1 protein-coding gene is annotated in these 388 nt (G+C 38.7%); it reads right to left on the minus strand.

The features are described from left to right. Positions 1-228 (minus strand): hypothetical protein (locus DMC01_RS14580; protein ID WP_221887182.1); only part of this gene is annotated, 228 nt, incomplete at its 3' end. Between the last annotated feature and the right edge of the window lie 160 nt (positions 229-388).

Below are 388 nucleotides of genomic sequence, written 5' to 3' on the forward strand. Positions count from 1 at the left end.
AGGGTAGTGTGAAGGTGGAAAAATAAGGGCAGTGTGAGAAAGATAGTAGGGACAGTGTGGGAAAGATAGGGTAGTGTGAGAATAGCGTAGTGCGAAAATTGAAAAATAGCAAGCTTGGTGTGGGAAAAATAATAAAATTAGTGTTAGAGAAATAGCGTAGTGGGAAAATGGAGAGATAGTAAGGGTAGTGTGGGAAAAATAGGGCAGTATGGGATTAGGGATTAGCATAGTGTGACATTGGAAAAATAAGAAGTAGTGTGAGAAAAATAGGATAGTGTGAGAGTAGAGCAGTGCGAAAATGGAAAAATAGTAAGCTTATTATGGGAAAAAGAGCAGAGTAAATCCTAATGTTAGTATTGGAAAAACAGCAAGCGTGGTGTGGGAAACA

Origin of the sequence: Campylobacter troglodytis (genome assembly GCF_006864425.1) — a bacterium.
Lineage (GTDB): Bacteria > Campylobacterota > Campylobacteria > Campylobacterales > Campylobacteraceae > Campylobacter_D > Campylobacter_D troglodytis.